The organism is Pseudactinotalea suaedae, assembly GCF_009733815.1.
Lineage (GTDB): Bacteria > Actinomycetota > Actinomycetes > Actinomycetales > Beutenbergiaceae > Pseudactinotalea > Pseudactinotalea suaedae.
Window position 1 is genome coordinate 276,766 of sequence record NZ_WNXY01000001.1, and the last position, 18,473, is coordinate 295,238.

22 protein-coding genes are annotated in these 18,473 nt (G+C 71.0%); 14 read left to right on the forward strand and 8 right to left on the reverse strand.

Going from position 1 to position 18,473, the window contains the following annotated elements:
• Positions 1–2: 2 nt before the first annotated feature.
• From sufB to GPA04_RS01350, 7 genes are read left to right on the forward strand one after another with little or no spacing between them, the layout of a single operon-like run.
• Positions 3–1,409, forward strand: a complete 1,407-nt coding sequence (gene sufB / locus GPA04_RS01320; RefSeq protein ID WP_156222345.1) for a Fe-S cluster assembly protein SufB — start codon at positions 3–5, stop codon at positions 1,407–1,409.
• A complete protein-coding gene (sufD, locus tag GPA04_RS01325; RefSeq protein WP_156221551.1) occupies positions 1,409–2,650 on the forward strand; it encodes a Fe-S cluster assembly protein SufD in 1,242 nt (413 codons plus the stop codon). The genes sufB and sufD overlap by 1 nt, the downstream gene beginning before the upstream one ends.
• Positions 2,647–2,985, forward strand: coding sequence for a non-heme iron oxygenase ferredoxin subunit (locus tag GPA04_RS01330; protein ID WP_156221553.1), 339 nt, complete (start codon positions 2,647–2,649; stop codon positions 2,983–2,985). Before sufD ends, GPA04_RS01330 begins: the two co-directional genes overlap by 4 nt.
• 14 nt (positions 2,986–2,999) lie before the next feature.
• A complete protein-coding gene (gene sufC / locus GPA04_RS01335) occupies positions 3,000–3,755 on the forward strand; it encodes a Fe-S cluster assembly ATPase SufC (protein WP_156221555.1) in 756 nt (251 codons plus the stop codon).
• A 1-nt stretch (position 3,756) separates the two neighbouring features.
• A complete protein-coding gene (locus GPA04_RS01340; protein WP_156221557.1) occupies positions 3,757–5,085 on the forward strand; it encodes a SufS family cysteine desulfurase in 1,329 nt (442 codons plus the stop codon).
• Positions 5,082–5,564 carry a Fe-S cluster assembly sulfur transfer protein SufU gene (sufU, locus tag GPA04_RS01345; protein ID WP_241680519.1) on the forward strand — a complete coding sequence of 161 codons (483 nt, stop codon included), beginning with the start codon at positions 5,082–5,084 and terminating at the stop codon, positions 5,562–5,564. The genes GPA04_RS01340 and sufU overlap by 4 nt, the downstream gene beginning before the upstream one ends.
• Before the next feature lie 4 nt (positions 5,565–5,568).
• On the forward strand, positions 5,569–5,940 hold the full coding sequence (locus tag GPA04_RS01350; RefSeq protein WP_156221559.1) for a metal-sulfur cluster assembly factor: 372 nt from the start codon (positions 5,569–5,571) through the stop codon (positions 5,938–5,940).
• A 232-nt stretch (positions 5,941–6,172) separates the two neighbouring features.
• Here GPA04_RS01350 and GPA04_RS01355 read toward each other — a convergent pair whose 3' ends face one another.
• Positions 6,173–6,952, reverse strand: a complete 780-nt coding sequence (locus GPA04_RS01355; RefSeq protein WP_156221561.1) for a DUF4282 domain-containing protein — start codon at positions 6,950–6,952, stop codon at positions 6,173–6,175.
• Positions 6,953–6,996: 44 nt separating this feature from the next.
• Positions 6,997–7,875 carry a KPN_02809 family neutral zinc metallopeptidase gene (gene ypfJ / locus GPA04_RS01360; RefSeq protein ID WP_156221564.1) on the reverse strand — a complete coding sequence of 293 codons (879 nt, stop codon included), beginning with the start codon at positions 7,873–7,875 and terminating at the stop codon, positions 6,997–6,999.
• An 83-nt stretch (positions 7,876–7,958) separates the two neighbouring features.
• Here ypfJ and GPA04_RS01365 point away from each other — a divergent pair, with 83 nt between their 5' ends.
• Positions 7,959–9,557 carry an ABC-F family ATP-binding cassette domain-containing protein gene (locus tag GPA04_RS01365; protein WP_156221566.1) on the forward strand — a complete coding sequence of 533 codons (1,599 nt, stop codon included), beginning with the start codon at positions 7,959–7,961 and terminating at the stop codon, positions 9,555–9,557.
• Here the strand turns inward: GPA04_RS01365 and GPA04_RS01370 are convergent.
• Genes GPA04_RS01370 through GPA04_RS01380 form a run of 3 tightly spaced genes read right to left on the reverse strand, consistent with a single transcriptional unit; the run spans position 9,530 to position 10,889 of the window.
• A complete protein-coding gene (locus GPA04_RS01370; RefSeq protein ID WP_156221568.1) occupies positions 9,530–10,408 on the reverse strand; it encodes an SURF1 family protein in 879 nt (292 codons plus the stop codon). The genes GPA04_RS01365 and GPA04_RS01370 overlap by 28 nt on opposite strands.
• Positions 10,405–10,608: a hypothetical protein gene (locus tag GPA04_RS01375; RefSeq protein ID WP_156221570.1), complete on the reverse strand. Its 204-nt coding sequence runs from the start codon at positions 10,606–10,608 to the stop codon at positions 10,405–10,407. The genes GPA04_RS01370 and GPA04_RS01375 overlap by 4 nt, the downstream gene beginning before the upstream one ends.
• The gene (locus GPA04_RS01380) at positions 10,605–10,889 is read right to left on the reverse strand and encodes a DUF3099 domain-containing protein (RefSeq protein ID WP_156221572.1); all 285 of its coding nucleotides are present in this window, start codon (positions 10,887–10,889) and stop codon (positions 10,605–10,607) included. Before GPA04_RS01380 ends, GPA04_RS01375 begins: the two co-directional genes overlap by 4 nt.
• Positions 10,890–10,986: 97 nt before the next feature.
• On the opposite strand from GPA04_RS01380, the gene fabG reads away from it, so the two are divergent.
• The 3 genes from fabG to GPA04_RS01395 are packed head-to-tail and all read left to right on the forward strand — an operon-like array spanning position 10,987 to position 13,045.
• A complete protein-coding gene (gene fabG, locus GPA04_RS01385; protein ID WP_194238918.1) occupies positions 10,987–11,724 on the forward strand; it encodes a 3-oxoacyl-ACP reductase FabG in 738 nt (245 codons plus the stop codon).
• A gap of 32 nt (positions 11,725–11,756) precedes the next feature.
• A complete protein-coding gene (gene fabI / locus GPA04_RS01390; RefSeq protein WP_156221574.1) occupies positions 11,757–12,524 on the forward strand; it encodes an enoyl-ACP reductase FabI in 768 nt (255 codons plus the stop codon).
• On the forward strand, positions 12,524–13,045 hold the full coding sequence (locus tag GPA04_RS01395; protein ID WP_156221576.1) for a SixA phosphatase family protein: 522 nt from the start codon (positions 12,524–12,526) through the stop codon (positions 13,043–13,045). Before fabI ends, GPA04_RS01395 begins: the two co-directional genes overlap by 1 nt.
• Positions 13,046–13,063: 18 nt before the next feature.
• On the opposite strand, the gene serB is transcribed toward GPA04_RS01395, so the two are convergent.
• Both serB and glgC read right to left on the reverse strand, forming a co-directional pair.
• On the reverse strand, positions 13,064–13,702 hold the full coding sequence (serB, locus tag GPA04_RS01400; RefSeq protein WP_277754263.1) for a phosphoserine phosphatase SerB: 639 nt from the start codon (positions 13,700–13,702) through the stop codon (positions 13,064–13,066).
• Positions 13,699–14,943 carry a glucose-1-phosphate adenylyltransferase gene (gene glgC, locus GPA04_RS01405; RefSeq protein ID WP_156221578.1) on the reverse strand — a complete coding sequence of 415 codons (1,245 nt, stop codon included), beginning with the start codon at positions 14,941–14,943 and terminating at the stop codon, positions 13,699–13,701. Before glgC ends, serB begins: the two co-directional genes overlap by 4 nt.
• A gap of 71 nt (positions 14,944–15,014) precedes the next feature.
• Here glgC and glgA point away from each other — a divergent pair, with 71 nt between their 5' ends.
• The gene (gene glgA, locus GPA04_RS01410) at positions 15,015–16,211 is read left to right on the forward strand and encodes a glycogen synthase (protein ID WP_156221580.1); all 1,197 of its coding nucleotides are present in this window, start codon (positions 15,015–15,017) and stop codon (positions 16,209–16,211) included.
• 80 nt (positions 16,212–16,291) lie between these two features.
• Here glgA and GPA04_RS01415 read toward each other — a convergent pair whose 3' ends face one another.
• Entirely contained in the window at positions 16,292–17,050 is a 759-nt protein-coding gene (locus GPA04_RS01415; protein ID WP_156221582.1) for an Rv1486c family protein, read from the reverse strand.
• A 42-nt stretch (positions 17,051–17,092) separates the two neighbouring features.
• Here GPA04_RS01415 and GPA04_RS01420 point away from each other — a divergent pair, with 42 nt between their 5' ends.
• Positions 17,093–17,890, forward strand: a complete 798-nt coding sequence (locus GPA04_RS01420; protein ID WP_156221583.1) for an ABC transporter ATP-binding protein — start codon at positions 17,093–17,095, stop codon at positions 17,888–17,890.
• A gap of 62 nt (positions 17,891–17,952) precedes the next feature.
• Positions 17,953–18,429: an NfeD family protein gene (locus GPA04_RS01425; RefSeq protein ID WP_156221585.1), complete on the forward strand. Its 477-nt coding sequence runs from the start codon at positions 17,953–17,955 to the stop codon at positions 18,427–18,429.
• The last annotated feature ends 44 nt before the right edge of the window (positions 18,430–18,473 follow it).

The following is an 18,473-nucleotide window of genomic DNA, read 5'->3' on the forward strand; positions in this document are numbered from 1 at the left end:
AGATGTCTCAGGAGGAGACGATCGCGTCGATCGGCAACTACAACTTCGGTTGGCACGACACCGACACCTTCGGTGCCACCGCTCAGCGCGGCCTGTCCGAGGAGGTGGTGCGCAACATCTCCACGCTCAAGAACGAGTCGGAGTGGATGCTGAACCTGCGCCTCAAGGCGCTGAAGATGTTCGAGCGCAAGCCGATGCCGAGCTGGGGCGCCGACCTCAGCGGTATCGACTTCGACAACATCAAGTACTTCGTGCGCACCACGGAGAAGCAGGCCGCCAGCTGGGAGGACCTGCCCGAGGACATCAAGAACACCTACGACCGGCTCGGTATCCCGGAGGCGGAGAAGCAGCGTCTCGTGGCGGGCGTCGCCGCCCAGTACGAGTCCGAGGTGGTCTACCACCAGATCAACGAGGAGCTCGAGAAGCAGGGTGTCATCTTCATGGACACCGACACCGGTCTGCGTGAGCACCCGGAGCTGTTCGAGGAGTACTTCGGCACCGTGATCCCCGGCGGCGACAACAAGTTCGCCGCGCTCAACTCCGCGGTGTGGTCGGGTGGCTCGTTCGTCTACGTGCCCCCGGGCGTCCACGTCGAGATCCCGCTGCAGGCCTACTTCCGGATCAACACCGAGAACATGGGCCAGTTCGAGCGCACGCTGATCATCGCCGACGAGGGCTCCTACGTGCACTACGTCGAGGGCTGCACCGCCCCGATCTACTCCAGCGACTCGCTGCACTCGGCGGTCGTGGAGATCGTCGTCAAGAAGAACGCCCGCGTGCGGTACACGACCATCCAGAACTGGTCGAACAACGTCTACAACCTCGTGACCAAGCGCTCCACCGTCGCCGAGGGCGGCACCATGGAGTGGATCGACGGCAACATCGGTTCCAAGGTGACGATGAAGTACCCGGCGGTCTACCTCATGGGTGAGCACGCACGCGGCGAGACGCTCTCGATCGCGTTCGCCGGCGAGGGCCAGCACCAGGACACCGGCTCGAAGATGGTGCACATGGCGCCGAAGACGTCGAGCTCGATCGTGTCCAAGTCGGTCGCCCGCGGCGGTGGCCGTGCGTCCTACCGCGGCCTGGTCCAGGTGCTCGAGGGTGCCGAGGGCAGCAAGTCGAACGTGCTCTGCGACGCCCTGCTCGTCGACACGATCTCCCGGTCCGACACCTACCCCTACGTCGACGTCCGCGAGGACGACGTCGAGATGGGCCACGAGGCCACGGTCTCGAAGGTGAGTGCCGACCAGCTGTTCTACCTCATGTCCCGAGGCATGACCGAGACCGAGGCGATGGCCATGATCGTGCGCGGGTTCGTCGAGCCCATCGCGCGCGAGCTGCCCATGGAGTACGCCCTCGAGCTCAACCGCCTCATCGAGCTCCAGATGGAAGGTGCCGTCGGCTGATGACCGCCGAAGCAACGCAACCCACGACCACCTCGACCGACCACTCGAGGGCCACAGCCGACGAGGCCCACAGCCACGGCCCCCAGCCTGCGGCCCCCGGCGCCAGCTACGCCGACCGGTTCGCCTCGGCCGACCCCGCGGCGTTCGAGGTCCCCACCGGCCGCGAGGAGGAGTGGCGGTTCACGCCGCTGCGCCGCCTGCGCGGCCTGCTCGAGGACGCGCCGCTGGGTGCCGGCGGCATCCGCGTGGACATCCAGGCAACCGAGGGCTTCACGGCCGAGCAGCGGCCCGTGGAGGCCAGCGACCGCGGCGCCTCGGGCTACGTGCCGATCGACCGCGTCAGCGCCCGCGTCTGGGCGGCGACGGCGGTGGCCACGGTGATCGACGTGCCCGCCGAGGCGGAGATCGCCGAGCCGATCGTCATCACCGTCACCGGTGAGGGCGGGCAGACCGCGACCGCGGGGCACACCCTGATCCGGGTCGGTCCGCACGCTCGTGCGACGGTCGTGACGTTCTTCGAGGGCAGCGCGACGCTGGCCGAGAACGTCGAGATCGTCGTCGGCGACGGCGCCTCCCTGACCGTGGTGACCTACCAGGACTGGGCGCGCGACGCCGTCCACCACAGCAACGCCCACGCGGTGATCGGGCGTGACGCCGAGCTCAAGCACGTCTCGGTCTCGTTCGGCGGCGACCTCGTGCGTCACGACACCACGGCGGTCTACGACGGCCCCGGCGGCTCGGTCGAGCTGCTCGGTCTGTACTTCGCCGACGCCGGCCAGCACATCGAGCACCGGCTCTTCGTCGACCACAACGAGCCCCAGACCCGCAGCAACGTGCTCTACAAGGGCGCGCTGCAGGGCCAGGACGCGCACTCGGTCTGGATCGGCAACGTGCTGATCCGCCAGGAGGCCGAGGGCATCGACACCTACGAGCTCAACCGCAACCTGCTGCTCACCGACGGTGCGCGCGCCGACTCGGTGCCGAACCTGGAGATCGAGACCGGTGAGATCGAGGGTGCCGGTCACGCCTCGGCGACCGGTCGCTTCGACGACGAGCAGCTCTTCTACCTGCGCTCGCGCGGCATCCCGGAGGCAGCGGCACGTCGCCTCGTGCTGCGCGGCTTCTTCGCCGACATGATCAACAAGATCGGCGTCCCCGTGGTGGCGGAGCGGATGCTCGCTGCCATCGAGGTCGAGCTCGAGGTCGCGATGGCGGGCGAGCTCGAGTCGGAGTCCGCATGACCGCGCAGGTCGTCGCCGAGCGCGACGATCTCGAGCCTGGCGAGACCTTGAGACTCGAGCTCGACGCCGCCGACGGCTCGCTGGTCGAGGTCGCGCTCGTGCGCGCCGAGGACGGCGAGTACTACGCGATCGGCGACGTGTGCACGCACGGCCAGGTCTCCCTCTCCGAGGGGGAGGTCGACGGCACCTCGATCGAGTGCTGGCTGCACGGCTCCACCTTCGATTTGAAGACCGGGCAGCCGGAGAGCCTGCCCGCGATCCGGCCGGTCCCCACCTACCCCGTCTCCTACGACGGCGACCAGGTGCTCATTGACATTGATCGCATCGTTCCGTGAAAGAAGACCTCCCTATGTCGAACCTGACCATCTCCGACCTGCACGTCACCGTGGAGACCCCCGAGGGTCCCAAGCAGATCCTGCGCGGCGTCGACCTGTCGATCAACAGCGGTGAGACCCACGCCATCATGGGCCCCAACGGCTCCGGCAAGTCCACCCTGGCCTACTCGATCGCCGGCCACCCCAAGTACGAGGTCACCTCGGGCTCGGTGAAGCTCGACGGCGAAGAGGTGCTCGAGATGAGCGTGGACGAGCGCGCCCGCGCCGGCCTGTTCCTCGCGATGCAGTACCCCGTCGAGGTCCCGGGTGTCTCGGTCTCCAACTTCCTGCGCACCGCGAAGACCGCGATCGACGGCAAGGCGCCCGCGCTGCGCTCGTGGGTCGGCGACGTCCGCGGCGCCATGGACGCCCTGCGGATCGATCAGACCTTCGCCGAGCGCAACGTCAACGAGGGCTTCTCCGGCGGCGAGAAGAAGCGCCACGAGATCCTCCAGATGGAGCTGCTCCGGCCGATCTTCGCGATCCTGGACGAGACCGACTCGGGCCTGGACGTCGACGCGCTGCGGATCGTCTCCGAGGGCGTCAACCGCGTCAAGGAGGCCACCGACGTCGGCGTCATGCTGATCACGCACTACACGCGGATCCTGCGCTACATCAAGCCGGACTTCGTGCACGTGTTCGTCGACGGCAAGATCGCCGAGCAGGGCGGGCCCGAGCTCGCCGAGCAGCTCGAGGCCGAGGGCTACGACCGGTTCCTCGTCAAGGCCTGAGATGGCCCCAGTCACGGGCACGACGGCCACCGCCGTCGACACCGGAGGTCACACGCTGACCGCCGCCGAGCTGGCGGCGGTCCGCGCGGACTTCCCGCTGCTCGAACGGACCGTGCGTGACGGCCGGCCGCTCGTCTACCTCGACACCGCGGCGACGTCGCAGAAGCCCCAGTGCGTCCTGGACGCCGAGCAGGACTTCTACGAGCGGCGCAACGCCGCGGTGCACCGCGGCGCGCACGCGCTCGCCGAGGAGGCCACCGAGGCCTACGAGGCCGCACGGGCCGCCGTCGCCGACCTCGTCGGGGTCGACGCCGGTGAGATCGTCTGGACGAAGAACGCCACCGAGGGCATCAACCTCGTGGCCTACGCCATCTCGAACGCGACCCTGGGTCGAGGCGGCGCGGCCGCTGAGCGGCTGCGGCTGCGCGCCGGCGACGAGATCGTGGTCACCGAGGCCGAGCACCACGCGAACCTGGTGCCGTGGCAGGAGCTCTGCGCTCGCACCGGCGCCACGCTGCGCTGGCTGGGCCTGACCGACGACGGCCGCATCGATCTCGACACCCTGCCCGTCATCAACGAGCGGACCCGGGTGGTCGCGTTCACGCACGCCTCGAACGTCACCGGGGCGATCAGCCCGGTCGGACCGATCGTCGCGGCTGCCCGCGCGGTCGGCGCGCTCGTGGTGCTCGACGCCTGCCAGTCGGTCCCGCACCTGCCGGTCGACCTGCGCGCGCTCGACGTCGACTTCGCCGCGTTCTCCGGGCACAAGATGCTCGGCCCCACGGGCGTCGGCACGCTGTACGGGCGCCGCGAGCTGCTCGAGGCGATGCCACCGGTGCTGACCGGCGGCTCGATGGTCGAGGTCGTCACGATGGCCGAGACCACGTACATGCCGCCGCCGCAGCGGTTCGAGGCCGGCACGCAGATGGTCGCCCAGACGATCGGGCTCCACGCCGCCGTCGGGTACCTCGCCGAGCTCGGGCTGGACGGGGTCGCCGCCCACGAGGCCGAGCTGGGGGAGCGGATGCTCGCCGGGATCGCGGAGATCCCGGACGTGCGCGTGCTCGGGCCCGCCGACGGCGCGGACCGGCTCGCGACCGTGGCGTTCGCCGTCGAGGGAGTGCACCCGCACGACGTCGGCCAGTTCCTCGACGACGCCGGTATCGCGGTGCGGGTGGGTCACCACTGCGCGCAGCCGCTGCACCGCCGCCTCGGGGTGGCGAGCTCGGCGCGCGCCTCGGCCGGGATCTACACGACGCCCGACGACGTCGACGCGTTCCTGGCCACCCTCGCCCGGGTGCGTCCGTTCTTCGTGGAGGGTCGAGCATGAGCTCGACGAGCAGCGGTGCGATGGAGCAGCTGTACCAGCAGCTGATCCTGGACCACGCGCGGGAGCGGCACGGGTACGGGCTGCGGGATGCCGCCGACCCGAGCCGGGTGGGGGAGTCGTTCCAGGTCAACCCCACGTGCGGTGACGAGGTACGGCTCCGCGTGGAGCTCAGCCCGGACAGCGGCGCCGTGTCCGACCTGTCGTGGGAGGGCATCGGCTGCTCGATCTCGCAGGCCTCCACCTCGGTGCTGAGCGACCTGGTGATCGGGGCGCAGGTCAGCGACGTGGTCGCGACCTCGGACCGGTTCTCGGAGCTGATGCAGAGCCGCGGTGCGGGCCTGGGCGAGGAGGCCGAGGACGCGCTCGGCGACGCTGCGGCGTTCGCGGGAGTCTCGAAGTACCCGGCGCGCGTCAAGTGCGCGCTGCTGGGATGGATGGCGCTGCGTGATGCGTTGATCAAGGTGAGCAAGGGAGAATGAGGACATGAGCGAGAACACCGAGGCCCCCGTGGTCGGGGCCGCCCCGTCCGAGCCCGCCACCACGGCGGTGGCGGACGTCTCCGACGTCGAGGAGGCGCTGCGCGACGTCATCGACCCCGAGCTCGGCATCAACGTCGTGGACCTCGGGCTCGTGTACGGCGTCCACATGGAGCCCGACGGCGAGGCGGTCATCGACATGACGCTCACCTCGGCCGCGTGCCCGCTGACCGACGTCATCGAGGACCAGGCGGCCAGCGCCCTCGAGGGGCTGACGAACGGTCAGCGCATCAACTGGGTCTGGATGCCGCCGTGGGGCCCGGATAAGATCACCGAGGACGGCCGCCAGCAGCTCCGCGCGCTCGGCTTCAACGTCTGAGGCACGGCCGGGCCGACGTTCGCCGGACCGGCGGGAAGAACTCGTCGCCGGTCAGGGCGGCAACCGGTTGCCCGGGCCGTGCCGTCGCGATGGGCGACGACTTCTGCCCGCGCGGTCGGCGCGGCGGACCGACCGGGCGCGGCGTCAAACCGACCAGGCGCGCCGCACCGACCCACAGACCGACGCCCCGACCGTCAGACCGAGGCACCGACCGCCCTGGGACCGAGCCGTGCTACCCGTTCGTGTCGGCGTCGCTGCGCTCACGCAGCACGCGCACGTCGGTCGCGGTCCGGACGCTGGCGAGAGCCTGCTCCAGGCCGACCCGCAGCAGCAGGATGAAGAGCAGGCCGGGGATCCAGCCGAGGATCAGCGCGAGGATCCCGAGGATCGGTCCCGGTCCGTCGCTGCCGAAGCTGCTCGTGGCCGCTCCTGCCGCGAACCCGGCGATGACGTAGAGCAGCCACACCAGCACCGTCAGCACCACGCCGATGATGTAGACGACCTTGACGATGCCGGGCGTCGCGTAGGAGCCGAACGAGAAGTCGAACGCCGCCTTCAGCGGGTTCGCATCCCGCGGTGACTGCTGGCCGCCGCCCCAGGGAGCTGCGGGCGGCTGCTGGCTGAAGCCGCCGCCCTGCGGGTACCCCTGCTGCTGCTGGCCGTAGCCACCGGGGCTCTGCTGGCTCTGCTGTCCCCACGGTTGCTGCTGGGCCGGCGGATTCTGCTGGCCGAAGCTCTGCGTGGGCTGACCGAAGGGCTGGGTCTGCGGGGACTGCTGCGGCGCGCCGTAACCGGCGGGCGGCTGCTGCGGCGCGGACGCACCACCGAAGCCCGGCGGCGCGAACGGCGGCTGCCCGGGCTGCCCGGCCTGCTCCGAGGGCTGCTGTCCTTGCGGCGCAGCGGAAGCAGCACCACCGCCGGACCGGTTCGTGTCCTCGACGTCGCCCTCGTTGGCGGGCTGGCGCATGCGGGTCTGGAACTCGTCGGGCTCCGGCGGCACGTTGGTGGTCATGGGTCGATCATGGCAAACAATCGCCGTGACCGATACGCAACGAGCTAGACGTCCGCTCCCGCGGCAAAGGTGTCGCACGCGTCAGGGCCGTTCTCGTACCCCTGCAGGAACCACTGCTGCCGCGACTCCGAGCTGCCGTGGGTCCACTGCTCGGGGTTGACGCTGCCGCCCTGCGAGGACTGGATGTGGTCGTCGCCGACCGTGGCCGCGGCGTCCATCGCGCTCGCGAGCTGCTCCTGCGTGAACGGCTCCAGGAGCTGCACCCCCGACGCGTCCTCGGTGGACTGCGCGTTCTGCGCCCAGGCACCCGCGAAGCAGTCCGCCTGGAGCTCCAGACGCACCCCGTCGGAGGTCGGCCCGGTGTCGGACCGGTCGATCCGGTCCATCGTGCCGGAGAGGTTCTGGATGTGGTGACCCCACTCGTGGGCGACGACGTACATCTCGGCGAGCGGGCCGCCGTCGGCTCCCAGCTCTCCGGTGAGCACCTCGAAGAACGCGGTGTCCAGGTAGATGCTCTGGTCCGGCGGGCAGTAGAACGGGCCCATGGCGCTCGACGCCGCCCCGCACCCGGTCTGCCACCTCCCGCTCTGCAGGGACATCCCGGGCGAGGCGTACTGGCCACCGAGGCGGGGGAAGGCATCGACCCAGTAGTCGTCGAGCGAGGTGTAGGCACCGACCATGCGGCAGTCCACGTCGGCGTTGGCGTCGGCCCCGGTCTCGCAGCCCTCGATCGTGCTCTCCTCGCCGCCGGATCCGGCCGCGGGTTCGGTGGCCGGTGCGAGACCGGTGAGGTCGACACCGAACAGCTGCGAGACCAGGAACAGGATCAGCAGCGTGCCGCCACCGACCGCGACGCCGGTGCCGCCGCGGCCGCCGCGCCTGACCTTGCTGGAGTCCAGTCGCGCGCGGTCGTTGAAGGTCATGGCGGCAGGGTAGACCGGGGACCGACCGGCGAGGCGGGAAATCGTGTCAGCCGCTCCGTCAGGGTCACCTAGACTTGTTCCACGTGATCACGGCACGGGACCTCGAGCTGCGCATCGGCGCGCGCCAGCTGCTCCAGCCGAGCACGTTCCGGATCGACTCCGGCATGCGAATCGGCCTGGTGGGTCGCAACGGTGCCGGCAAGACCACGCTGACCAAGGTGCTGGCCGGGGAGGGGCAGGCGAGCGCCGGCACACTCACCCGCACCGGGTCGGTCGGCTACCTGCCGCAGGACCCCCGTACCGGCGACCTGGACGTGCTCGCACGCGACCGGGTGCTCTCGGCTCGTTCGCTCGACGACGTGCTGCGCCGGATCCGGGTGGCCGAGGAGCAGATGGCCAGCGAGGACGAGGCCGTCCGCGAGAAGGCGATGGACCGCTACACCCGGCTCGACGCCGAGTTCGCCGCGCAGGGCGGCTGGGCCGCCGAGAGCGAGGCCGCGCGGATCACCTCGAACCTCGGGCTGCCGACACGCGTGCTCGACCAGCCGCTGCGCACCCTGTCCGGTGGCCAGCGGCGGCGCGTCGAGCTCGCCCGGATCTTGTTCAGCGACGCCGAGACGCTGCTGCTCGACGAGCCGACCAACCACCTCGACGCCGACTCGATCGTGTGGCTGCGCGACTACCTGGCGAGCTATCACGGCGGCTTCGTGGTCATCAGCCACGACACCGACCTGCTGCGCGCGACCGTCAACATGGTGTTCCACCTCGACGCGAACCGTTCCGAGCTCGACATCTACAACCTCGGCTGGGACGCCTACCTCGCGCAGCGTGAGACGGACGAGCGGCGCCGCAAGCGCGAGCGCGCCAACGCCGAGAAGAAGGCGTCGACGTTGATGGCGCAGGCCGAGAAGATGCGCGCCAAGGCCACCAAGGCCGTCGCCGCGCAGAACATGATCCGGCGCGCCGAGCGGATGCTGGCGGGGCTGGAGGGCGAGCGCGTGGTCGACCGCGTGGCCAAGCTGCGGTTCCCGGATCCCGCGCCGTGCGGCAAGACGCCGCTGCAGGCCCGTGGGCTGAGCAAGAGCTACGGGTCGCAGGAGGTGTTCACCGACGTCGACCTCGCGATCGATCGGGGCAGCAAGGTCGTGGTGCTCGGGCTCAACGGCGCCGGCAAGACGACGCTGCTGCGGATCCTCGGTGGTGTCGAGGCCTCGGACACCGGTGAGATCCTCCCCGGTCACGGCCTCAAGATCGGCTACTACGCGCAGGAGCACGAGACCCTCGACATGTCCCGCACCGTCGTCGAGAACCTGCGCACCGCGGCGCCGGACCTCACCGACACCCAGGTCCGTGGCGTGCTCGGCTCGTTCCTGTTCTCCGGGGACGACGCCGAGAAGCCCGCCCGCGTGCTCTCCGGCGGTGAGAAGACCCGGCTCGCGCTGGCGGTCCTCGTGGTCTCGGCCGCGAACGTGCTGCTGCTCGACGAGCCGACCAACAACCTCGACCCGGCCAGCCGGGAGGAGATCCTGGGTGCCCTGCGCGGCTTCAGCGGCGCCGTCGTGCTGGTGACGCACGACGAGGGCGCGGTCGAGGCGCTGCAGCCCGAGCGGGTGCTGCTGCTCCCGGACGGCGACGAGGACCTCTGGAACGCCTCCTACACCGAGCTGGTGTCGCTGGCCTGAGCGGCTTGCGCGGCGTCGATCTCGGCGTCCTCGACGTCGGCATCGGTGCGTCGGCGCCGGCGCCGCCGGGCGGCGCCCGGCACCCCGGCCTCGCGGTCCAGCGCGGCGCGCTCGCGCCGTGCCATCACGCCGAAGCCGACGAAGGCGAGCAGCCCGAACGTCCACCACTGCATCGCATAGGACAGGTTGGAGCGGTAGTTCGGCGACGGCACAGGGATCGGGGTGGGCGGGTTGGCCGTCGTCGGGCTCTCGCTGACCACCCAGGCGTAGCTGTTCGAGACCAGCGTGCCGGACACCCCGTCGGGTGCGGCGGCGTCCAGGACCTGACCGGGATCGATCACGAACACCTGACCCGAGACGGGGTCGCGCGTGCTGGCCGCCTCCGCTGGGCGCAGCCGGAGCACCAGGTCGATCTCGCCGGAGGGGAGCTCGAGACGATCGGCCGGGTCGCGGAAGGCATCGGTCGGGTAGGAGCCGCGGTCGACCACCAGCAGCCACTTCTCAGCCTCGGGACCCTCGACGGCGAGGACAGCGAGCGCGTGGTCGGCCGGGCCGCGCTCGACGCCGCGCTGGGGCAGGACGACAGGCGCGCCGACGTAGCGGCCGGTGACGGTGACGGCGCGCCACTCCAGGTCGTCACCGACCTCGGTCGTCGTGGCGGGGAGCAGGTCGGTCAGCGGCACCGGAGCCTGCGTGCTGTTCGTCTCGACGCGGGCGATCGCCTCGGCCCGGTACTCGTGGCGGCTGAGCTGCCAGAACCCCAGGGTCACGCAGATCGCCGCGATCACGACCGTGAGCACGGCGATGCCGAGCCAGCGGCGCGTGCGCAGGAAGGTGTAGCCGCGGCTCATCCGGGCGGCAGCTCGGACGTGGGGATCGTGTCGCGCAGGAAGGACCGGGCGGCCAGGAAGTTCTCGAGGTGCTGACGGTGGTCGTCGCAGGCGAGCCACACCTTGCGGCGCTCCGCGGTGTGCAGCTTCGGGTTGTTCCACCGGAGCGCCCATTGGGCCTGTGCTCGGCAGCCCTTGGAGCTGCAGACGAGGTCGGTCACGGCGCGTCGCGCTCCTGGGGTGCCGCCGGCAGCGCACGTTCGTCGATGTAGGAGGAGGGTGCGGACCTGCGCTCCGAACCGGCGTTGGCGATGATCACGGCGAACATCGGCAGGATCACGGCCGCAGCGACCAGGGCCCAGCGCAACCAGCCGTCGGCGAAGAACGCCCCGACGAACGCGGCGATCCGGATCCCCATCATGATGAGGTAGGTGCGCGTGCGGTCGTGGCTCTGGGCGCTCTGGCTTCGCCCCGCCGAGGTGATCGCATGGACTTCCGTCACCTGGACCACATTACGCCTGCTCGAGCGTCCGCCTATCCTGACCAGCGGGCCAAGACCGGGTGAAACCGGGCAACCGAAGACCTGGGAGGAAGCACACGTGACCGACGCCTCAGCAGCAGGCACCCCGCACGAGGCGCGCGTCGTCGTCGTCACCGGGGCGACCCGGGGGATCGGGCGAGCGATCGCCGAGCGGTTCGTCGCCGCGGGTGAGAAGGTCGCCACGATCTATCGGGGTGGCGACCTGCCCGAGGGTGTCTTCGGCGCGGTCGCGGACCTGCGCGACAGCGCCGCCGTCGACGCCGCCTTCGGTGAGATCGAGGCCGAGCTCGGTCCGGTGCAGGTGCTGGTCGCCAACGCGGGCGTCACGAAGGACACGCTCCTGATGCGGATGTCCGACGAGGACTTCGCCGAGGTCCTGGACGTCAACCTGACCGGCACCTTCCGCTGCGTGCGGCGCGTCACCAAGGGCATGGTCCGGGCACGCTACGGTCGGATCGTGCTCATCTCCTCCGTCGTCGGCCTGTACGGGTCGCCCGGACAGGTGAACTACGCGGCCTCCAAGTCCGCGCTCGTCGGTATGGCGCGGTCCGTCACGCGTGAGCTGGGTGGGCGCGGCATCACCTGCAACGTCGTCTCACCCGGGTACATCGACACCGCGATGACGGCGGAGCTCCCCGAGGCCACGAAGGACAAGTACAAGGCGGCCATCCCGGCCGGCCGGTTCGCCCAGCCCGGGGAGGTGGCGGCCGCGGTGGAGTTCGTCGCGTCCGATGCCGCCGCCTACATCAGCGGTGCCGTCATCCCTGTCGACGGCGGCCTCGGCATGGGTCACTGAGGACCCGGACACCCAACAAGAAGGAGACCCGAGTGGGCCTGCTCGAAGGCAAGCGCATCCTCGTCACCGGCGTGCTCGTGGAGAGCTCGTTCGCGTTCCACGTCGCCCGGCTGGCGCAGCAGGAGGGCGCGACCGTGGTGCTGACCAGCTTCGGCAAGGCCTACCGGCTCACGCAGGTGATCTCCCGGCGGCTGCCCGTCGAGGCGCCCGTGGTCCACCTGGACGTGAACTCCGCCGAGGACCTCGACGCGCTCGCCGAGCGCGTCAAGGAGCACGTGGACGGGCTCGACGGCGTGGTGCACTCGATCGGGTTCGCGCCGCAGAGCGTCATGGGCGGCAACTTCCTCGCCGGGGAGTGGGAGGACGTCGCGGTCGCGCTCCAGACGTCGGCCTACTCGCTCAAGGCTCTCGCGGTCGCGGCGAGGCCGTTGATGCACGCGGGTTCCTCGGTCGTGGGGCTGACGTTCGACGCTCGCTACGCGTGGCCGGTCTACGACTGGATGGGTGTGGCGAAGGCGGCGTTCGAGGCGACCAGCCGCTACCTGGCGCGCGACCTCGGCCCGGACGGCATCCGCTGCAACCTCGTCTCCGCCGGCCCGGTGCGCAGCACCGCCGCCAAGTCGATCCCCGGCTTCGAGAAGATGGAGAGCGTCTGGTCCGAGCGCGCGCCGCTCGGCTGGGACGTCAACGACCCGGAGCCGAGCGCGCGGGCGGTCGTGGCGCTGCTGAGCGACTGGTTCCCCGCGACCACGGGTGAGGTCGTGCACGTCGACGGCGGCGTGCACGCGATGGGGCAGTAGTGACCGGGGCGGGTGCGCGCACGCTCGTGCTGCTGCGGCACGCCAAGGCCGGCGCCAGGGATGCGCCGGACCACGAGCGCGAGCTCGCCGCCGCGGGCCGGGCGCAGGCTCCGCTGGTCGCGGGTCGCCTGCGTGCCCAGGGCTGGTCGCCGCAGGTGGTGCTGTGCTCGACCGCGACGCGCACCCGGCAGACCTGGGAGCTCGTGGCAGGCGAGCTGCCCGAGCCGACCACGGACGTCCGCTACCTCGACGTCCTCTACGGCGCCGACCTCGGTGACGTCCTGGCCGAGATCGGGGAGGTTCCGGACGAGATCACCGATGTCCTCGTCGTCGGGCACGAGCCCACGATGTCGGCGACGGCGGCCCATCTGGCCGGGCCGGACTCGGACCCTTCCGCACTCGCGCTCGTGCGGGTCGGGGTACCGACGGCGGCCCTGTCGTTCCTGGAGACCGAGGCCCGCTGGTCCGAGCTGCGTCGCGGAGCCGCCACCCTCACAGCGGTGCTCACCTCGCCCCACTGAGCGCTCCGACGCCAGCCGTCAGAGGTGCCTGAGCACCTCGTCGAGGCGTGGGCCTGGCAGGGCGAGGTCGGCGGCCGCCGCGACCACGGGCTTGGCCGCGAACGCGACCCCGAGACCGGCTGCGGCGATCATGTCGAGGTCGTTCGCGCCGTCGCCGATCGCGATGGTGTCCTCGAGCGGGATCCCGACGGCGGCGGCCAGGTCGATGAGGAACCTCGCCTTGGTGGCCCGATCGACGATCGGGCCGTGGACGCGCCCGGTCAGCTCGCCGTCGGCGGTCTCCAGGCGGTTGGCCTGGACCCGCGCGAGCGGGAGATCGGCCACGAGGGGGTCGATGATCTCGTGGAAGCCGCCCGAGACCAGACCCACGGGCCAGTCCCGCTCGGCGAAGGCGGCGACGAGCTCCGCGGCCCCGGGCGTCAGCTCGACCTGGGCGCGCACGGCGTCGAGGGTCTCGACCGGCAGCCCCGCGAGGGTGGCGACGCGCTCGGTCAGCGACGCCGCGAAGTCGAGCTCGCCCTGCATGGCGCGCTCGGTGATGACCGCGACCCTGTCCTGGCTGCCCGCGTACGCCGCGAGCAGATCGATCTGCTCAGCGGTGATGAAGGTGGAGTCGACGTCCATCACCAGCAGACGCCGACGTGCTGCCTCGGTCACGCCTTGGTGACCCGCGTGCCCTTGGGGACCACCGTGATGCCGGAGTCCGTGACCGTGAAGCCGCGGGAGCGGTCCAGCTCGGGGTCCGTGCCCACGCTCGCGCCCTCCTCGATCACGACGAGCTTGTCGACGATCGCGCGGCACACCTGGGCGTGACGGTGCACGACGACGCCGTCCATCAGCACCGAGCTCTCGACGTCGGCCCACGAGTTCACGCGGACGTCCGGAGACAGCACCGACCCCTTGACGTCACCGCCCGAGACCACCACCCCGGGGGAGATGATCGAGTCGGTCGCCCGGCCCACGCGGTCGCCCACGGCGTGCACGAACTTCGCCGGTGGCAGCCCGGTGTAGCCGGTGTGGACCGGCCAGTCGTCGTTGTACAGGTTGAAGACGGGCTCGACCGCGATGAGGTCCATGTTCGCGTCGTAGTAGGAGTCGAGCGTCCCCACGTCGCGCCAGTAGTCGCGGTCACGGTCGGTCGACCCGGGCACGTCGTTGTGGATGAAGTCGTACAGGCCGGCCTGCCCCTTGTCGACGAAGAAGGGGACGATGTCGCCACCCATGTCGTGCTTGGAGGCGGGGTTCTTGGAGTCCTGCGTGACGGCGTCGATCATCGCGTCGGCGTTCATCACGTAGTTGCCCATCGAGGCCAGCACCTCCTCGGGGGAGTCCGCCAGCCCCTGCGGGTCTTCCGGCTTCTCGAGGAACGCGGCGATCCGCGCGGGGTCGTCGGGGCTGGCAGCGACCACCCCGAACTGGTTCGCCAGCGAGATCGGCTGCCGGATGCCCGCCACGGTGAGCTCGGCGCCGGAGTCGATGTGCGCCTCGACCATCTGGGAGAAGTCCATCCGGTACACGTGGTCCGCCCCGACCACGACGACGATGTCGGGCCGCTCGTCGTGCAGGAGGTTGAGCGACTGGTAGATCGCGTCGGCCGAGCCCAGGAACCAGTTCTTGCCGACACGCTGCTGGGCCGGCACCGGCGCCACGTAGTTGCCCAGCATGCGCGACATCTGCCACGTCTTCGCGATGTGTCTGTCCATCGAGTGCGACTTGTACTGCGTCAGCACGACCACCCGGAGGTAGCCCGCGTTGACCACGTTGGAGAGCGCGAAGTCGACGAGGCGGTAGATGCCACCGAACGGCACGGCGGGCTTGGCCCGATCCTGGGTGAGCGGCATCAGCCGCTTGCCCTCGCCGCCCGCGAGCACGATCGCCAGAACTCGTGGTGCTGCCATAGCGGTCACCCTAGGCTGCACGGAGGGCCCTGGAGCACCAAATCGGTGTTCTGACCAACGAAGGAACGTGAATGCGCGTCGACCTGCTGACCCGGGAGTACCCCCCACACGTGTACGGCGGTGCGGGCGTGCACGTCACCGAGCTCGCACGGGTGCTGCGCGCCCACGCCGACGTGCGGGTGCGGTGCTTCGACGGCCCGCGTGACGGCGAGGAGGGGGTCACCGGGTACAGCGAGCCGGCCGGTCTGAGCGGGGCCAACGCCGCGCTGCGCACGCTCGGTGTCGACCTCGAGATCGCCGCCGACGTGGCCGGCGCCGACGTGCTGCACTCCCACACCTGGTACGCCAACATGGCCGGGCACCTCGGCGGCCTGCTGCACGACGTCCCGCACATCGTGAGCGCGCACAGCCTCGAGCCGCTGCGGCCCTGGAAGGCGGAGCAGCTCGGCGGCGGGTACGCGATCTCGTCCTGGGCGGAGAAGACCGCCTACGAGGGCGCCGCGCGGGTGATCGCGGTCAGCGCCGGCATGCGCGAGGACATCCTGCGCTCCTACCCGAGCCTGGACCCCGACGACGTCGTGGTGGTCCACAACGGCATCGACCTCACCGGGTGGCAGCGCCCCGACGAGGAGGTCGTCGAGCGGGTCGCGCAGCGGTTCGGCGTCGACCGGAGCCGACCGACCGTGATCTTCGTCGGCCGCATCACGCGCCAGAAGGGCCTGCCCTATCTGTTGCGCGCCGTCGAGCAGCTGCCCCCGGACGTGCAGCTGATCATGTGCGCGGGCGCACCCGACACCCCGGAGATCGCCGAGGAGGTCTCGACGGCGTTCCTCGGGTTGCGTGAGCACCGCACCGGGGTGATCTGGATCGAGGAGATGCTGCCGCGCGAGCAGCTCACCGCGCTGCTGGCCGCCTCGACGGCGTTCGTCTGCCCCAGCGTGTACGAGCCCCTCGGCATCGTGAACCTCGAGGCGATGGCGGTGGGGCTCCCGGTCGTGGCGTCCGCCACCGGCGGGATCCCCGAGGTCGTGGTCGACGGCGTGACCGGCACCCTGGTGCCTGTCGAGCAGCTCACCGACGGCACCGGCACGCCGGTGCACCCGGAGACGTACGTGTCCGATCTCGCCGCGGCCCTGACCGCGATGGTCGCCGACCCCGAGCGAGCCCAGCGGCTCGGGCAGGCCGGCCGCCAGCGCGCCGCCGACCACTTCTCGTGGGAGTCGATCGCCGAGCGGACCCTCGAGGTCTACCGCGGCGTCCTGTCCTGACCTGTGCACCGACGATCCGGCGCCTGGCGACGGGCCGGGGCGGGCGGGGTCCGCGAGGTGCGGCGTGGCCGTCCCGGGGGTCAGTGGGCGAAGGTGCTCGCTGCGGACATCGCATGGCGCGAGGCACTGGCGACGTGCCGGAGCGCGGCCTGGCGCTGGTCGGCGGCGAAGAGGGTGACGGCGGCGCCGTCGTCGGCCATCGCGAGCTCGGCGATCGCCTCGAGGCGGGCGGCGCGCACCAGCAGGTCGCTGCGGCGCGGGTCGAGGCGGGGCGGCAGCTGGTGCGAGATCTCCGCCGGGACCGCGGACGAGGCCAGCTCGGCGATCTCCTCGGCGGCGTCGGGCCGCCATCGGGCGACATCCATCGACTCCAGCGCGTCGACCGCGATGACCAGGGCCTCGGCGAGCATCCGCCGGGCGTCGCCGAGGGAGACCGGGACGATGGCGGCCTGCGCGGTGTGCACCTGCCAGCGCACCATCGCGCCCGGTTCGAGGGCGGACCCGAACGCGACCACATCGGGCACGGCCACCAACGCCTGTGCGCCCGCTCCGCCGTCGACCACGACGCACTCGCCCGCGTCCATGGCGGCGATGCCGACCGGACCGGTCAGGCCGACCGGTTCGTGGGGCACCGGCAGCGCGCTGAACACGGTGCCGCTGACGCTGTGCTGCAGGGAGAGGCGATCGAGCAGAGCGCCGAGCGGGGCGTCGTCGTCGGTGCGGTGCGGTTCGTCGGTGCCCGTGATCGCGTCGACGGCCCTCGGGATCCAGGACTCGCCGTCGTCCGCGCAGCCGACCCACAGGGCCGCCACGACACTCCGAGGCAGGGACACGCTCACCGGGTCCCAGGCTAGCGCCGAGTGGGACTAGTTTTGATACCCATGGGAGACGTTCTGGACTTGACCGAGGTGACCGTACGCCGGGGGTCCACGGTGATCCTGGACAAGGTCTCCTGGTCGGTGTCCGAGGGCGAGCGCTGGGTGGTGCTCGGCGCCAACGGTGCCGGCAAGACGACGCTGATGCAGATCGCTGCCGCGCGCATGCACCCCACCTCGGGCACCGCCGACATCCTGGGCGAGCGGATGGGTCGCGTCGACGTGTTCGAGCTGCGGCCGCGGATCGGGCTGGCCAGCGCCGCGCTGGCGGACCGGATCCCGGGCGGCGAGATCGTGCTCGACGTGGTGCTCACGGCCTCCTACGGCGTCACCGGTCGGTGGCGTGAGAGCTACGACCCGATGGACGTGGCTCGCGCACGGGACCTGCTCGCGGCGTTCGGCGTCGAGCGGTTCGCGGACCGGACGTTCGGAACCCTCTCGGAGGGGGAGCGCAAGCGCGTCCAGATCGCCCGGGCCTTGATGACCGACCCCGAGCTGCTGATCCTCGACGAGCCGGCGGCAGGGCTGGACCTCGGCGGGCGCGAGGAGCTGGTCGCGGCGCTGTCGGAGCTCGCGAACTACCCGTTGGCACCGGTGCTGGTGCTGATCACCCACCATGTGGAAGAGGTCCCGCCCGGCTTCACCGACGCCCTGCTGATGCGCGACGGCGGTGTCGTCGCTGCCGGAGCGCTCGACCGGGTGATGACCCCGCAGAACCTCTCCGCCACGTTCGGGCTCGACCTTCTGGTGTCGCGTCATGAGGGCCGGTTCGCCGCACGCGCGATGACCCGTCGGCGTCTTTAGGCGGTCTTTACCTCGGTTCGACCATTAGACTGGGCATCTGGACCTGACGACGGGAGATCCTCATGGGCTGGTTGTGGTGGTTCGGCCTCGCACTGGTGCTGGGCGTCATCGAGCTGTTGACCGTGGACCTGACGTTCCTCATGCTCGCCGGTGGAGCCGCTGCCGGCGGTCTGGCCGGCGCCCTGGGTGCCCCGTTCTGGGTCCAGATCATCGTCGCGGTGATCGTCGCGGTGCTGCTGCTGGTCCTCGTGCGACCGATGGCGGTCGACAAGCTCCGCAAGAGCACCCCGGAGGCGGTCACGAACGTGCGGGCGCACGTGGGCCGCACGGCCACGGTCATCAGCGACGTCACCGAGCGCTCGGGCCGCGTCAAGCTCGAGGGCGAGGTGTGGTCGGCGCGCACCGCGGCGCCGGGCCAGATGCTGGCCGCCGGCACCACAGCCGTGGTGATGAGCATCGACGGCGCGACCGCGATCGTCGCCCCGCAGGTGCAGGACCAGCCCCACCAGCCCTACGGTCAGCCAGGCCCGGGCTACTGACCTTCTGACATTCTCGATTCGACCACGACAGCTACATCAGGGAG

Bases quoted from the DNA above. Each gene is read 5' to 3' on its own strand.
- GPA04_RS01340 (WP_156221557.1), top strand. From the start codon at position 3,757: ATGGCCCCAGTCACGGGCACGACGGCCACCGCCGTCGACACCGGAGGT.
- GPA04_RS01355 (WP_156221561.1), bottom strand. From the start codon at position 6,952: ATGACCACCAACGTGCCGCCGGAGCCCGACGAGTTCCAGACCCGCATG.
- sufB (WP_156222345.1), top strand. From the start codon at position 3: ATGTCTCAGGAGGAGACGATCGCGTCGATCGGCAACTACAACTTCGGT.
- GPA04_RS01370 (WP_156221568.1), bottom strand. From the start codon at position 10,408: ATGAGCCGCGGCTACACCTTCCTGCGCACGCGCCGCTGGCTCGGCATC.
- GPA04_RS01350 (WP_156221559.1), top strand. From the start codon at position 5,569: ATGAGCGAGAACACCGAGGCCCCCGTGGTCGGGGCCGCCCCGTCCGAG.
- sufC (WP_156221555.1), top strand. From the start codon at position 3,000: ATGTCGAACCTGACCATCTCCGACCTGCACGTCACCGTGGAGACCCCC.
- GPA04_RS01425 (WP_156221585.1), top strand. From the start codon at position 17,953: ATGGGCTGGTTGTGGTGGTTCGGCCTCGCACTGGTGCTGGGCGTCATC.
- GPA04_RS01330 (WP_156221553.1), top strand. From the start codon at position 2,647: ATGACCGCGCAGGTCGTCGCCGAGCGCGACGATCTCGAGCCTGGCGAG.
- sufD (WP_156221551.1), top strand. From the start codon at position 1,409: ATGACCGCCGAAGCAACGCAACCCACGACCACCTCGACCGACCACTCG.
- glgA (WP_156221580.1), top strand. From the start codon at position 15,015: ATGCGCGTCGACCTGCTGACCCGGGAGTACCCCCCACACGTGTACGGC.
- GPA04_RS01420 (WP_156221583.1), top strand. From the start codon at position 17,093: ATGGGAGACGTTCTGGACTTGACCGAGGTGACCGTACGCCGGGGGTCC.
- ypfJ (WP_156221564.1), bottom strand. From the start codon at position 7,875: ATGACCTTCAACGACCGCGCGCGACTGGACTCCAGCAAGGTCAGGCGC.
- glgC (WP_156221578.1), bottom strand. From the start codon at position 14,943: ATGGCAGCACCACGAGTTCTGGCGATCGTGCTCGCGGGCGGCGAGGGC.
- sufU (WP_241680519.1), top strand. From the start codon at position 5,082: ATGAGCTCGACGAGCAGCGGTGCGATGGAGCAGCTGTACCAGCAGCTG.